15 protein-coding genes are annotated in these 13,469 nt (G+C 61.7%); 13 read left to right on the top strand and 2 right to left on the bottom strand.

Annotated features, from left to right (window positions below):
- Positions 1-121 precede the first annotated feature (121 nt).
- Positions 122-1,003, top strand: coding sequence for a LysR family transcriptional regulator (locus ACT5M9_RS15295; RefSeq protein ID WP_457982336.1), 882 nt, complete (start codon positions 122-124; stop codon positions 1,001-1,003).
- Positions 1,004-1,021: 18 nt separating this feature from the next.
- Here ACT5M9_RS15295 and ygfZ read toward each other — a convergent pair whose 3' ends face one another.
- Complete coding sequence (gene ygfZ / locus ACT5M9_RS15300) at positions 1,022-1,927, bottom strand: tRNA-modifying protein YgfZ (RefSeq protein WP_457982446.1); 906 nt, start codon at positions 1,925-1,927, stop codon at positions 1,022-1,024.
- A 119-nt stretch (positions 1,928-2,046) separates the two neighbouring features.
- Between ygfZ and ACT5M9_RS15305 the strand changes: the two genes are divergently transcribed.
- Together ACT5M9_RS15305 and ACT5M9_RS15310 are read left to right on the top strand one after the other, a co-directional pair.
- On the top strand, positions 2,047-2,316 hold the full coding sequence (locus ACT5M9_RS15305; protein WP_349920998.1) for an FAD assembly factor SdhE: 270 nt from the start codon (positions 2,047-2,049) through the stop codon (positions 2,314-2,316).
- A gap of 19 nt (positions 2,317-2,335) precedes the next feature.
- On the top strand, positions 2,336-2,710 hold the full coding sequence (locus ACT5M9_RS15310) for a protein YgfX (protein ID WP_457982337.1): 375 nt from the start codon (positions 2,336-2,338) through the stop codon (positions 2,708-2,710).
- 75 nt (positions 2,711-2,785) lie between these two features.
- On the opposite strand, the gene nadB is transcribed toward ACT5M9_RS15310, so the two are convergent.
- Complete coding sequence (gene nadB / locus ACT5M9_RS15315; protein ID WP_457982339.1) at positions 2,786-4,393, bottom strand: L-aspartate oxidase; 1,608 nt, start codon at positions 4,391-4,393, stop codon at positions 2,786-2,788.
- 182 nt (positions 4,394-4,575) lie between these two features.
- Between nadB and rpoE the strand changes: the two genes are divergently transcribed.
- The 10 genes from rpoE to pdxJ all read left to right on the top strand — a co-directional run bounded on the left by rpoE (position 4,576) and on the right by pdxJ (position 13,413).
- Positions 4,576-5,157 (top strand): RNA polymerase sigma factor RpoE, encoded by a 582-nt coding sequence (gene rpoE, locus ACT5M9_RS15320; RefSeq protein WP_349921000.1) that lies wholly within the window; start codon positions 4,576-4,578, stop codon positions 5,155-5,157.
- Positions 5,158-5,180: 23 nt separating this feature from the next.
- On the top strand, positions 5,181-5,768 hold the full coding sequence (locus ACT5M9_RS15325) for a sigma-E factor negative regulatory protein (protein ID WP_457982340.1): 588 nt from the start codon (positions 5,181-5,183) through the stop codon (positions 5,766-5,768).
- A 21-nt stretch (positions 5,769-5,789) separates the two neighbouring features.
- Positions 5,790-6,770: a MucB/RseB family sigma factor regulatory protein gene (locus ACT5M9_RS15330; RefSeq protein WP_438549220.1), complete on the top strand. Its 981-nt coding sequence runs from the start codon at positions 5,790-5,792 to the stop codon at positions 6,768-6,770.
- A 101-nt stretch (positions 6,771-6,871) separates the two neighbouring features.
- Positions 6,872-7,333 (top strand): SoxR reducing system RseC family protein, encoded by a 462-nt coding sequence (locus tag ACT5M9_RS15335; RefSeq protein ID WP_456502420.1) that lies wholly within the window; start codon positions 6,872-6,874, stop codon positions 7,331-7,333.
- Positions 7,334-7,494: 161 nt separating this feature from the next.
- Positions 7,495-9,288, top strand: a complete 1,794-nt coding sequence (gene lepA / locus ACT5M9_RS15340) for a translation elongation factor 4 (protein ID WP_438549218.1) — start codon at positions 7,495-7,497, stop codon at positions 9,286-9,288.
- A gap of 3 nt (positions 9,289-9,291) precedes the next feature.
- The gene (gene lepB / locus ACT5M9_RS15345; RefSeq protein ID WP_457982341.1) at positions 9,292-10,215 is read left to right on the top strand and encodes a signal peptidase I; all 924 of its coding nucleotides are present in this window, start codon (positions 9,292-9,294) and stop codon (positions 10,213-10,215) included.
- Positions 10,216-10,887: a ribonuclease III gene (gene rnc / locus ACT5M9_RS15350; protein ID WP_457982342.1), complete on the top strand. Its 672-nt coding sequence runs from the start codon at positions 10,216-10,218 to the stop codon at positions 10,885-10,887.
- Positions 10,884-11,783: a GTPase Era gene (gene era, locus ACT5M9_RS15355; RefSeq protein ID WP_457982343.1), complete on the top strand. Its 900-nt coding sequence runs from the start codon at positions 10,884-10,886 to the stop codon at positions 11,781-11,783. Before rnc ends, era begins: the two co-directional genes overlap by 4 nt.
- A gap of 14 nt (positions 11,784-11,797) precedes the next feature.
- Entirely contained in the window at positions 11,798-12,502 is a 705-nt protein-coding gene (gene recO / locus ACT5M9_RS15360) for a DNA repair protein RecO (RefSeq protein WP_457982344.1), read from the top strand.
- Between the two features lie 173 nt (positions 12,503-12,675).
- Positions 12,676-13,413, top strand: a complete 738-nt coding sequence (gene pdxJ / locus ACT5M9_RS15365; RefSeq protein ID WP_457982345.1) for a pyridoxine 5'-phosphate synthase — start codon at positions 12,676-12,678, stop codon at positions 13,411-13,413.
- The last annotated feature ends 56 nt before the right edge of the window (positions 13,414-13,469 follow it).

Genomic DNA, 13,469 nt, shown 5'->3' on the forward strand with positions numbered 1-13,469 from the left:
GGACTATGGTTGATGGCGGGCAATTTATAGTGATTTATAGATAGTTTCACGTTGGTATCTATCGTTAAAATAGATACATATGCGGGCCGTACCAGGACCCGAACATGACAGGAGTACCCTGATGAACCCCTCCCTCGAGCAACTCAAGGCACTGCTGGCGACGGCCGAGACAGGATCTTTCTCCGCCGCTGCTCGTAAATTGGGCAAGGCGCAATCCGTGGTGAGCACCGCCATCGCCAATCTGGAGATCGATCTCGGCCTCGAGCTGTTCGATCGCAGTGGCCGCTACCCTGTGCTGACGGTGGCGGGGGCGCGCATTCAACAGGAAGCCGGCATACTGCTGGCTCAGAGCGAGCGGCTGCAGGCCATCGCTGGGGAGTTGGCGACGGGCATAGAGTCGCGACTCACCCTGGCCATCGACGATGACTCCCATCTGCCCTGGCTCGGCTCCTTGCTGGAGGAGTTCGCCACCCGCTACCCGACGGTGGAGTTGGAGCTGTTGTTTCCCCTGATGGAGGACGTGACCGAGCTGCTCAAGAGTGGGCGGGCCCAGCTCGGCATCAGCTACCAGAAGGAGCAACCGGAGCGGGAGATAGCTTCCCGTTCATTGGGGGCCGTCAGCATGCCGCTGGTGGTCTCGCCGGATCACCCCCTGGCACACAAGACGCCGCTGCGGGAGAGCGATCTGCAAGGGGCTCGCCAACTGATGGTGACGGGACGACGGGAGGGGACGGAGCGCCATCGTTTTCGCCTCTCACCCCAGGTGTGGTGGGTGGAGGGTGATCTCGGCATCCTGGAACTGATCAAGCTGGGGCTGGGCTGGGCGGCGGTGCCCGATTTCCTGCTGCATCGGCCGCTGGCACGGGGGGAGGTGGTGGTGTTGCAGCCCGATTTTCTCTCGCGCCATGAACTGGAGCTGGAGCTGCAGTGGCATCGCGCCCGCCCGCTCGGGCAGGCGGGCCGCTGGCTGAAAGAGGCACTGCTGGCGCGGGTGCCTCGTTAAGTCAGATAGCGCTAAGGGTCAGTCGACCAGCGGGTAGGGCAAGGGTTGCAGGACGAGATGGGCGCTCTCATCCTGCTTGAGGCGAAACTCGGCATCGGCCTCGGTGTCCTTGGGCAGCACGGTGGTGAGCCAGATCTGGCCATCCCGTTGCCAGGCGTTCAGCACCATGCCGCTGCGGCGCCAGTTGTCACCGAGGCGGATCTCCAGGGTGTCGCCGCTGGCCACAGGGGCACCGGCGGAGCCCGCCAGCACGAAGAGGGCGCGGTTGTTGGCGCCGCGATACTTGGCGCGGGCCACTATCTCCTGCCCCATGTAGCAGCCCTTGGTGAAGCTGATGCCATCCAGGGCCTGCAGGTTCAGCATCTGGGGGATGTATTCCCCCTGATGCACGGCTTCCAGATGCGGGATGCCGGCCTTGATGTCCAGACCCCACCAGAGGGATTCATCGGCCGCGGGCAGGGCGATGGAGAGGGGCTGCTCGCTCACCAGCAGCCAGCGATCGGCTTCAATGCGCACCGCCATGCCCCCCGGGATGAGGCCGGTATCCTGCAGGCCGAATTGGGCCGAGATCCAGGCATCGCTGCCCTGACCGGCCACGCCCGCCACCTGACCCGGGTAGTCGTCTATCTCTACCTTGGCAAACACCGCAAACTTCTTGAGCTCAGGCAGCTGGCGTACCAGCACCGAGGGCTTGGTCAGCAGCAGCAGGGACTCTTCCAGACAGAGCAGGCGAAAGTCGCTCCACAGTTTGCCCTTGGGATCACAGTGGCCGCCGAGGGTGCTCTGACCCGGCTGCAGGGCGTTGACGTCGCAGGTGACCTGGCCTTGCAGATACTTGGCGCGATCGGGGCCGCGCAAACGGGTGATGGCGAGATCGCTTAGGGAGAAGAGGCTGGGCTCGGCAGGCAGAACAGGGGTCGACAGGCTCACAGTGGTCGTCCAAAGGCATAAAGTATGTGACCAGCATGGTAAAGACGTAAGGAATGTTTGTCAGCCGGAAAATCTAGCTGCTACCATTCCCGAGTCTTTGTAAGGAGAGTTCCATGTTGAGCCCAATTGAAAAGTCCCGCCTGAAGTGGGCCTGCCGCCGCGGCATGCTCGAGCTGGATGTCATCTTTATGCCCTTTTTCGAACACGAGTTCGACAGCCTGAGCGACGAGCAGCAGCAGACCTTCATTCGCCTGCTGGAGCGCGAGGATCCCGAGCTGTTTCGCTGGAGCATGGGCCACGGCGTGCCGGAAGATCCGGCCTTCGCCGCCATGATCCCGCTGATCCTGGAGCGCAACCAGGCCCGTCACGACCGCCAGGGCTGATCTCCCCATGCGGGTGTGCATGCCCGTACTCGTATCCCGCCGGCAGCCGTGTCTGCTGGCCATTCTCTTCTCGTTGCTGCTCTGGCCCGCCGCCAGCCTGATCCAGGGCTGGCAGTGGGGGCTGTTCCTGCCGTGCTGGCTGCTCGGACTCTGGCTCGCCCTGCGGCGAGCCCAGGGGGTCTGCGGTGAACTGATCCTGGATGGGGAGTGGCTGGATTGGCAGGGGCGGCGCTACCGGCTGGACCCACGCAGCCGCATCCTGCCCGGGGTACTCTGGCTGTACCTCACCGCAGAGGGGATGCCCGAAACCCGGCTCTGGCTCTTCGCCGATGCCCTGGCCCCCGAGCATTACCGGGCGCTGGCCCGCGCCATCCACCTCGCGCCGCCCCGCTGATCGCGTTTTCCCGTAGCCCATAAACAGTTAACCCCGCCGGGGCGGGGTTAACTTGGTCATTTGCAGTAGGGAGGATTAATCCCTGTCCGGGGTCAGCACGGTCGGTTTGGAGTCCGGCTGCATATCCGGGTAATCCAGGTTGTAGTGCAGTCCGCGGGACTCCTTGCGCTGCAGGGCGCAGTTGACGATGAGCTCGGCTACCTGCAACAGGTTGCGCAGCTCCAGCAGGTTGTTGGAGACCCGGAAGTTCGCGTAGTACTCCTGCACCTCCTGCTTGAGCAGGTCGATGCGGCGCTTGGCGCGGGCGAGGCGCTTGTTGGTGCGCACTATGCCCACGTAGTCCCACATCATCAGCCGCAGCTCATGCCAGTTGTGTTGGATCACCACCTGTTCGTCCGAGTCGTCCACCTGGCTCTCGTCCCAGGCCGGCAGCCTCGGCGGCTCCACGCTCATGGGCAGCTTGGCCAGGATGTCGGCCCCCGCCTGATGGGCGAAGACCACGCATTCCAGCAGGGAGTTGGAAGCCATGCGGTTGGCGCCGTGCAGGCCCGTGTAGGTCACCTCGCCGATGGCGTAGAGGCCCGGGATATCGGTCTGGCCATTGCCGTCTATCATGACACCACCGCAGGTGTAGTGAGCGGCGGGGACGATGGGCATGGCTTCCTTGGTGATGTCGATGCCCACCGCGAGGCAGCGCTCATGAATGGTGGGGAAGTGCTTGATGATGAAGTCTGCCGGCTTGTGGCTGATGTCCAGATACATGCAGTCGGCGCCGAGCCGCTTCATCTCGTGGTCGATGGCGCGCGCGACTATGTCGCGCGGTGCTAATTCCGCACGTTCATCAAACTCCGGCATAAAGCGGCTGCCGTCCGGGCGGCGCAGATAGGCCCCTTCACCGCGCAGGGCCTCGGTCAGCAGGAAGTTGGGATCGTCCGGGTGGAACAGGCTGGTGGGGTGGAACTGGTTGAACTCCAGGTTGGCCACCCGGCAGCCGGCGCGCCAGGCCATGGCGATGCCATCGCCTGAGCTCACGTCCGGGTTCGAGGTGTACTGATACACCTTGGAGGCGCCGCCGGTGGCCAGCGCCACGAAGCGGGCGCGGATCACCTCGACCTGCTCGACGTTGCGATTCCAGACATAGGCCCCCAGCACCTTGTTGCCCGGCAGATTCAGCTTGCGGGTGGTGATGAGATCCACCGCGTTGAAGCGCTCCATCAGCTTGATGTTGGGATGGGCGCGTACCTGATCGATCAGGGTGAGCTGCACCGCCTTGCCGGTGGCATCGGCCGCGTGGAAGATGCGGCGATGGCTGTGGCCCCCTTCCCGGGTCAGGTGATAGTGAGATTCCCCTTCGGCGTCTTCCTCCTGATCGAAGGGGACCCCCTGCTGGATCAGCCACTGAATGGACTCGCGGGCGTTGCGGGCGGTGAACTCCACCACGGCGGGGTCACACAACCCGGCCCCGGCGTTGAGCGTGTCGCTCACGTGGGATTCGATGCTGTCGGTCTCGTCGAACACGGCAGCGATGCCTCCTTGCGCATAGAGAGTGGCCCCCTCACTGATGGGCCCCTTGCTCAGAACCAGGACTTTGGCCTGGTCTGCCAATCGCAACGCGAGGGACAAACCGGCGGCACCGCTGCCAATGATGAGTACGTCGCAAAGGTATTCAACACTTGCTTTCATAAGTATCATTGGCCTGGATTAAGAACTGGCCCCATGGTAGCCCAAGGGGGGGTTGTGATGCAGCTCGCATCACATTTTTTTCGATACAAGCGAACTTTCTCTGATTCCTCCTGTCTGAACTTGTGCGCTTAGGAAGGGCCGGAAAAGAAAAACGATAACCTGATGGGGGTTTTACGGCTCTGATGAGCGACCAGAATCTACTGGACGAACAGCTGGTTGAACGGGTCCAGCGTGGCGATAAAAATGCATTCAACCTGCTGGTAAAGAAATACCAGCATAAGGTGGTCAATCTGGTGGCCAGGTATGTCAACAATCCGGGCGATGTGCCGGATGTGGCGCAGGAGGCTTTCATCAAGGCTTACCGTGCGTTGCCGACATTCCGTGGCGAGAGCGCGTTTTACACCTGGTTGTACCGGATCGCCGTCAATACGGCCAAAAATTACCTGACCTCACAAGGGCGCAGACCGCCCAGCAGTGATGTCGAAGCCGATGAGGCTGAATACTATGGTGGGGGCGAAGCCTTGCAAGAGGTGGCTACCCCGGAGAACCTGACGCTTACCGATGAGATCAAGCGCACCGTGTTCACCGCCATAGAAGCCTTGCCGGAAGACTTGAGAACAGCGATCACCCTTCGTGAACTGGAAGGGCTGAGCTACGAAGAGATTGCAGAGATCATGGATTGCCCTGTGGGTACGGTGAGATCCCGTATCTTCCGGGCGAGGGAAGCAATCGACAAAAAGCTGCAACCTCTGATCGAGAATTAAACTGGGGAAAGACAGGCAAACTTATGGCAAATAAAGAGCAAATCTCAGCCCTGATGGATGGCGACCTGAGCGAGATAAAGGTACTGAATGAGCTGGGAACGGATCCCGCCATGCAAGATACCTGGTCTCGTTACCATCTGATCGGTGATGCCATGCGGGGTGACCTGCCGGTCAATCTGCAACTGGATCTCAGCGACAGCATCATGCTGGCGCTGGAAGACGAACCCACCATACTGGCTCCCGCGCCGGCGCCTTCAACTGCTCCCGGGGTGAAAACCGGTGCCAAAGTGATACCGCTGCTTCGCCGCTTCGGCCAGCAGGTGGGGCAATATGCCATCGCCGCTTCCGTGGCTGCCGCCGTCATCTTCGGGGTGCAGCAGTATCAGGGGCAGGACGGTGTGCCGAACAACCCCGTGCTCAACACAATCCCCGTTGGTGGCAGCGCCACTCCCGTCAGCGTCCACTATCCGCAAGAGGGCAATCGCGCCACGACTCGCCAGCAAGGGCTGAACGAGCAGCAGATGCAAGAGCAGCGCGAGCGAGTCAATGCCTTCCTGCGGGACCACCAGCTGCAACAACGTCTGCTGCAAGACAAGCAGATCCAGGAATAACGCATTTTTAGGGATCAGACCGTGCGACAGTCCAGCCGTATCCTGCTGGCCTCTCTTCTGTTGATTTGTGCCAAGGCCTCGGCCGACGATCAGTCGGCCGAGGCCTTGTTGCAGCAGATGCAGAGTGCCGTTTCACAACAGAACTTCGAGTTATCCATGGTCAAGGCCCGCCAGGGTCGCCTCGAACCCATCCGCATCAGCCATGGGGTCATCGATGGCAAGGAGGTGGCTCACCTGAGCTATCTCGACGGCAAGACGGTGGAATACCTGCAGCGCCAGAACGAGTACACCTTCTTCGAGAACACCCACGAGCCCTACACCCTGAAAGGCGCCCGTTTCCCCGGCGTCTGGTCGACCCTGGTGAAGATGCCGCTGTCCAGGGTGCTGGAGAGCTATGATCCCGTGTTGGCGGGTCGCAGCCGGGTCGCCGGTCTGGTGGCCCAGGTGGTGAGGCTGGTCCCGAAAGAGGCGGACAAGTACGGTTTCGTGCTCTGGATCGACGAGCAGAGCCACCTGCTGCTGCGCATCGACATGGTCGATCGGGAAGGCAATCTGGTGGAGCAGGTGCTGGGGGTGGATCTGGACAGGCAGTCTGCACCGGCCCCCTGGTTGGTGACCCTGGCCAAGAGCAAGCTGCCGGAGGCGCTGACCCTGGAGGATGCCTATCCGACGCCCCAGCAGACTCTGGCCTGGCACCTCACCTGGCTGCCGAGCGGCTTCAAGGTGCTCTCTCAGGACAGGCACCAGCTGGTCAGTACCAGTTTGCCGGTGGACTACATGATGCTCTCCGATGGCGTGGTGGACCTCTCCGTCTACGTCGCCCGGGTCGACCCCAAGCAGGCGGTGCGCCAGCAGCTTATTCGGCAGGGGGCCACCTCATTGGTGAGTTATGTCAACGAGGTGGGGGTGGAGATCACAGTGGTGGGTGAGGTGCCGGCCGAGACCGCCAAACGCATCGCCGAGTCGGTGCAACCCCTGGCCCGCAACGAGGCCGTGCAGTAATCCCATGGCGAGTCGTTCTCATTCCACTTGCCGAGGCGAGTCGGGCGTGTTCAGATTGGATAAATCCATGGCTGTTAATCTGGAGTCGTCAGGTGAGTAACATGAGCGAAGAGCTGGCGACAGTCGTGGCCATCGAAGGGGACTATGCCTGGGTGGAGTGTGAACGACGCTCCGCCTGCAGCGGTTGCCACCAGCAGTCCAACTGCGGCACAGGTACCGTGGCCAAGGCTTTTCCGATGAAGTCCCAGCGACTCAAGGTGGCCCTCAATGGGGAGGTGATGGTCGGCCAGCAGATCCGCCTCGGCATCCCCCAGGCGAGCATTCTGCGCGGGGCGGCCCTGGTCTATGTGCTGCCGCTGTTCTGCCTGCTGCTGGGCGCCCTGCTGGGTCAACTCTGGCTGGCACCCTTGCTCTCGGCGGGGGAAGGAGTCACCATCCTCAGTTGCCTGCTGGGAGGAACCCTGGGTTTTTTACTGGTTCGTTACTTTTCCGCAAGACTGGAGCAGGGGGAATATGGCCCCCGCATGCTCGGTGTGGTGCTGAGCACCCGCCACCTCTCCTGACTGGCAAGTTTTACTGCGGCTCCAGGCCCTGGCGCGATAAATGGTCGCCAGGGCGCTATTTCCGGGCCTTCGTCGACTAAAGATTGGCCGTCGACCGGGTTATCCAGTAAAATCCTGCCCTCATATCCGACCCTAACTTAATTTTGAGTGATTCTTGCTCGATGAAACACATTCGTAACTTCTCGATTATTGCGCACATCGACCACGGTAAATCGACCTTGTCGGACCGTCTGATCCAGACTTGTGGCGGCCTGTCCGACCGCGAGATGCAGGCTCAGGTGCTGGACTCCATGGACCTGGAGCGCGAGCGCGGCATTACCATCAAGGCACAGAGTGTGACCCTGAACTACCAGGCACAAGACGGTAACACCTATCAGCTGAACTTTATCGACACCCCGGGCCACGTGGATTTCTCCTACGAGGTTTCTCGCTCCCTGGCTGCCTGTGAAGGGGCGCTGCTGGTGGTGGATGCCGGTCAGGGGGTTGAGGCACAGACTCTGGCCAACTGCTACACCGCCATGGAAATGGATCTGGAAGTGGTGCCGGTGCTGAACAAGATCGACCTGCCGGCCGCCGAACCCGAGCGGGTCGCCGAAGAGATCGAAGACATCGTCGGCATCGACGCTGTGGACGCGGTGCGCTGCTCCGCCAAGACTGGCCTCGGTGTGGATCTGGTGCTCGAAGAGATCGTGGCCCGCATCCCGGCGCCGGAAGGGGATCCCGATGCCCCGCTGCAGGCGTTGATCATCGACTCCTGGTTCGACTCCTACCTGGGTGTCGTCTCCCTGGTGCGGATCAAGAACGGTTCCCTCAAGAAGAACGACAAGATCAAGGTCATGAGCACCGGTCAGGTGTGGGGCGTGGATCGCATCGGTATCTTCACCCCCAAGCAGGTGGATACCCAGGGCCTGGGTTGTGGCGAGGTAGGTTGGGTCGTCTGCGGTATCAAGGACATCCACGGCGCCCCTGTGGGTGATACCCTGACCCTGGCGAAGCACGGTGCCGACAAGGCGCTGGCGGGCTTCAAGAAGGTGAAGCCTCAGGTCTATGCGGGTCTGTTCCCCATCTCCAGCGACGACTACGAGTCCTTCCGTGATGCCCTGGAGAAGCTCTCCCTGAACGATGCCTCCCTGTTCTATGAACCGGAGAGCTCCACCGCGCTCGGCTTCGGCTTCCGTTGTGGCTTCCTCGGCATGCTGCACATGGAGATCATCCAGGAGCGGCTGGAGCGGGAGTACGATCTGGACCTCATCACCACGGCCCCGACCGTGGTCTACCAGATCGAGCTGAACAACGGCGAGACCATCCATATCGACAGCCCGGCCCAGATGCCGGCGGTCAACAACATCAAAGAGATGCGCGAGCCCATCGCCGAGTGCAACATCTTGCTGCCGCAGGAGTACATGGGCAACGTCATCACCCTCTGTATCGAGAAGCGTGGCGTGCAGACCAACATGGTCTATCACGGCAAGCAGGTGGCGCTGACCTACGAAATCCCCATGGCGGAAGTGGTGCTCGACTTCTTCGACCGCCTGAAGTCCACCAGCCGCGGCTACGCCTCCCTGGATTACGGCTTCAAGCGCTTCGAAACCTCCGACATGGTGCGCCTCGACATCATGATCAACGGTGAGCGGGTCGACGCCCTGGCCATCATCACCCACAAGGAGAACGCCCAGTTCCGCGGTCGCCAGGTGGTGGAGAAGATGCGTGAGCTGATCCCGCGCCAGATGTTCGATATCGCGATTCAGGCCTCTATCGGCAACCAGATCATCGCCCGCAGCACGGTCAAGGCCCTGCGCAAGGACGTGACTGCCAAGTGCTACGGCGGTGACGTGAGCCGTAAGAAGAAGCTGCTGAACAAGCAGAAAGAAGGCAAGAAGCGGATGAAGTCCCTCGGCCGTGTCGACGTGCCGCAAGAGGCCTTCCTCGCTATCCTCCACGTAGGCAAGGACTAATCGATGGCAAGCACCTTTTCCCTGATCCTCGTCGTCGTCACCATCCTGACCGGCATCATCTGGACCGTTGACAAGCTGGTCTGGTCCAAGCAACGGGCGGCCAAGATAGCGGCGGCCCGTGCCAATGCCGGCCCGAACGTGGACGAGAAGACCCTGGCCAAGGTGGCCCCCATGCCGGTCTGGATCGAACAGACCGGCGGTGTCTTCCCGGTCATCGCTCTGGTGCTGATCCTGCGCTCCTTCATCTTCGAGCCGTTCCAGATCCCTTCCGGCTCCATGATGCCCACCCTGCTGGTGGGGGACTTCATCCTGGTTGAGAAGTTTGCCTATGGCTTGCGGGATCCGGTGAGCAACACCAAGTTCCTCGAGACCGGCGAGCCCAAGCGTGGGGATGTGGTGGTGTTCAAGTATCCGCTGGATACCCGCGTCGACTACATCAAGCGCGTGGTCGGCATGCCGGGGGACAGGGTCATCTATCGCAACAAGGAGCTGATGATCCGGCCCAAGTGCGATGAGCAGGCAGGGAAAACGTGCCCGGGCTTCAAGAAGCTCGACGTCAAGTTTGAACAGCGTGGTGAGTTCAGCCAGATGGGGATCCCGCTGGATCGGTACACCGAGCAGCTGGGCACCGTCTCTCACGAAACCCTGCGCAATCCGCTCATGCCGGATCTGGTGGATCGCTACTATCGCCAGCCGGGCACCTACCCCGATGAGTGGGTGGTGCCGGAAGGCCACTACTTCGTGATGGGCGACAACCGCGACAACAGCACCGACAGTCGCTTCTGGGGCTTCGTGCCCGAGGAGAACCTGGTGGGCAAGGCGGTCGCCATCTGGATCAGTTTCGAATTCGAGCGCGAGGACGGTTCCAGCTTGCCAAGCTGGGTGCCGACCGGTGTGCGCTTCAACCGCATTGGCGGAATCAAGTAAATGAATATCAAGATGAACAGACTGCAGTCCCGTCTCGGGCATGTCTTTCAGGATCAAGAACGACTGACCCGGGCGTTGACTCACCGCAGCGCCGGTTCCCGTCACAACGAGCGACTGGAATTCCTGGGTGACTCCATCCTGAGTCTGGTGATTGCCGATGACCTCTTCCACCGCTTCCCGCAAGCGGCGGAAGGGGATCTCAGCCGGATGCGCGCCACCCTGGTGCGGGAGAAGACCCTGGCCGAACTCGGCCGGGAGTTCGATCTCGGGGATCACCTGATCCTGGGGCCGGGTGAGCTCAAGAGCGGCGGTTTTCGCCGTGAGTCGATCCTGGCCGACACGGTCGAGGCGGTGATCGGCGCCATCTATCTGGATACCAATTTGGAGACGGTGCGGGCCCTGTTGCTCGGCTGGTACGCCAGCCGCCTGGAGGAGATCAAACCGGGCATAGAGCAGAAGGATCCCAAGACCCGTCTGCAGGAGATCTTGCAGGGAAGCCGCAAATCCCTGCCGACCTATACGGTGACCAACGTCAAGGGCGAGGCCCACAACCAGGAGTTCACCGTCCAGTGCGAGGTGGATGGTCTGGATGGTCCGCTGGTCGGGGTCGGCACCAGCCGTCGCAAGGCCGAACAGGCCGCGGCGCAGCAAGCATTGGAAAGATTGTCATGACAGATAACACCTACTGCGGCTTTGTCGCCATCGTGGGCCGCCCCAACGTGGGCAAGTCCACCCTGCTGAATAAGCTGCTTGGCCAGAAGGTCAGCATCACCTCGAAGAAACCCCAGACCACCCGTCACCGGATTTTGGGGATAGACACCGAGGAGAACTATCAGACCATCTACGTCGATACCCCTGGTCTGCACATCGAAGAGAAGCGGGCCATCAACCGCCTGATGAACCGCGCCGCCACCAGCTCCCTCGGGGACGTGGCCATGGTGGTGTTCATGGTGGACGGGACCCACTGGACCAAGGACGACGAGATGGTGCTCGGCAAGTTGCGCCACCTCAAGTGCCCCGTGGTGCTGGCGGTCAACAAGATCGACAACGTCAAGGAGAAGGAGGATCTGCTCCCCCATCTGGAGTGGCTGGGCCAGCAGATGAACTTCGCCCATATCCTGCCCATCAGCGCCGAGAAGGGCACCAACGTGGAGAAGATCCGCGAGTGGGCCAAGGATCTGCTGCCGGAGAACGTCCACTTCTTCCCGGAAGACTACGTGACCGACCGCTCGTCCCGCTTCATGGCCTCCGAGATCATCCGCGAGAAGCTGATGCGTTTCACCGGTGAGGAGCTGCCCTACTCGGTGACCGTGGAGATCGAGCGCTTCAAGGTCGAAGAGAACGGTCTGTACCATATCCATGGCCTGATCCTGGTGGAGCGCGATGGCCAGAAGAAGATGGTCATCGGCAACAAGGGTGAGAAGATCAAGACGATCGGCACAGAGGCGCGCCTCGACATGGAGCGTCTGTTCCAGAACAAGGTGCACCTGGAGCTCTGGGTCAAGGTCAAATCCGGCTGGGCCGATGACGAGCGCGCCCTGCGCAGTCTCGGCTATGGCGATGACTAAGTGGCGATGAGCGATTGCTGAGTCCGGCTTTCGTCATCCACAGTCGGCCCTATCGGGAGACCAGCCAGCTGGTCGAAGTATTCACCCAGGATAGTGGCCGATTTACCCTGGTGGCTCGCGGTTCTCGCGGGCCACGCTCCTCTCTGAAGGGGCTGCTGCAACCCTTCTCCCTGCTCACCATCGCCTGGCGCGGCAAGGGGGATCTCAAGAACCTCACCCAGGTGGAGTGTCCGGATCACTCCCTGCGGCTCGGCGGCGATCGGCTGTTCTACGGCCTCTATCTCAACGAGCTGGTCTACTACCTGCTCGAAGCCCATACCCCCTTCCCCGAGGTGTTCGACGCCTATGCCCGTGCCATCATGGCCCTGGCGGACGGCGAGACTCCTGAGCTGCCCCTGCGCCGCTTCGAGTTCCTGCTGCTGCAGGCGCTCGGCTATGCGGTGGACTTCGAATACGCCGCCGACGACGAGTCCCCCATCCAGCCCGAGCAGCTCTACGGCTTCGAGCGGGAGCTCGGCTTTGTGGCTTGCGAGCGGGCGCCGGATCCCCGTACCCTGTTCCTCGGCGCCCACCTGCTGGCCTTCGCCGAGGGGCGCTTCGACAGCCCTCCCTTGCTACAGGCGGCCAAGCGTTTCAGCCGGCTGGCGCTGCAACCCTATCTGGGGAAGCGCCAGTTGAAGAGTCGGGAGCTGTTTTTAAAGCGAAAAGCGAGTGCATGAGGCTGACATCGGCTGGCGTTGCAACCACCCATGTTTCTGGGAACACGTCAGTGGAAGAGTCGGGGGCTGTTTTTAAAACGCAGAGCCAGCACGCAAGGCTGACATACGGATATCGGGGCTGGCGCCAAGGCGACAGCCGCACAGTTAACAGACGTATTTTCAAGGAGTAATCAATGAGCGAGATCTACCTGGGCGTGAACATCGACCACATCGCCACCCTGCGCAATGCCCGCGGCACCCAGTACCCGGATCCGGTACAGGCCGCCTTCGTGGCCGAGCAGGCCGGTGCCGATGGCATCACTGTGCACCTGCGGGAAGATCGCCGCCACATCACCGACCGGGACGTGGAGATCCTGCGCCAGACCATCCAGACCAGGATGAACCTGGAGATGGCGGTGACCGAGGAGATGATCGGCATCGCCTGCCGCATCCAGCCCCAGTTCGTCTGCCTGGTGCCGGAGAAGCGCACCGAGGTGACCACTGAAGGCGGCCTGGATGTGGCCGGCCAGCTGGACAAGGTGACGGATGCGGTGATCCGTCTGGCCGCAGTCGGTGCCCAGGTCTCCCTGTTCATCGATGCGGATCCGCTGCAGATCGATGCGGCCGCCGCGAGTGGCGCTCCCTTCATCGAGATCCACACCGGTCGCTACGCCGATGCCACCACGGATGGGGAGCGCAACGCCGAGTTCAAGCGCATCGCCGCCGGTGCCTCCTATGCCGCCGGCAAGGGCCTGAAGGTCAACGCCGGCCACGGCCTGCACTACCACAACGTCAAGGCCATCGCCGCTATCCCAGAGCTCTATGAGCTCAACATCGGCCACGCCATCATAGGCCGTGCCGCCTTCGACGGCCTGGCCAAGGCGGTGAGCGACATGCGTCTGCTAATGCAGGAAGCCCGCCAAGGGATCTGATGCCTGCTCGTCAGACCGAGAGAAACAAGGGACGCCACGGCGTCCCTTGTTGTTTC

The organism is Aeromonas sp. AE23HZ002T15 (assembly GCF_054165525.2).

Coding starts and splice junctions, on each gene's coding strand:
- rnc (WP_457982342.1), top strand. CDS start 10,216: ATGAATATCAAGATGAACAGACTGCAGTCCCGTCTCGGGCATGTCTTT.
- ACT5M9_RS15310 (WP_457982337.1), top strand. CDS start 2,336: ATGCCCGTACTCGTATCCCGCCGGCAGCCGTGTCTGCTGGCCATTCTC.
- lepB (WP_457982341.1), top strand. CDS start 9,292: ATGGCAAGCACCTTTTCCCTGATCCTCGTCGTCGTCACCATCCTGACC.
- era (WP_457982343.1), top strand. CDS start 10,884: ATGACAGATAACACCTACTGCGGCTTTGTCGCCATCGTGGGCCGCCCC.
- rpoE (WP_349921000.1), top strand. CDS start 4,576: ATGAGCGACCAGAATCTACTGGACGAACAGCTGGTTGAACGGGTCCAG.
- pdxJ (WP_457982345.1), top strand. CDS start 12,676: ATGAGCGAGATCTACCTGGGCGTGAACATCGACCACATCGCCACCCTG.
- ACT5M9_RS15325 (WP_457982340.1), top strand. CDS start 5,181: ATGGCAAATAAAGAGCAAATCTCAGCCCTGATGGATGGCGACCTGAGC.
- ACT5M9_RS15295 (WP_457982336.1), top strand. CDS start 122: ATGAACCCCTCCCTCGAGCAACTCAAGGCACTGCTGGCGACGGCCGAG.
- nadB (WP_457982339.1), bottom strand. CDS start 4,393: ATGAAAGCAAGTGTTGAATACCTTTGCGACGTACTCATCATTGGCAGC.
- ACT5M9_RS15305 (WP_349920998.1), top strand. CDS start 2,047: ATGTTGAGCCCAATTGAAAAGTCCCGCCTGAAGTGGGCCTGCCGCCGC.
- lepA (WP_438549218.1), top strand. CDS start 7,495: ATGAAACACATTCGTAACTTCTCGATTATTGCGCACATCGACCACGGT.
- ACT5M9_RS15335 (WP_456502420.1), top strand. CDS start 6,872: ATGAGCGAAGAGCTGGCGACAGTCGTGGCCATCGAAGGGGACTATGCC.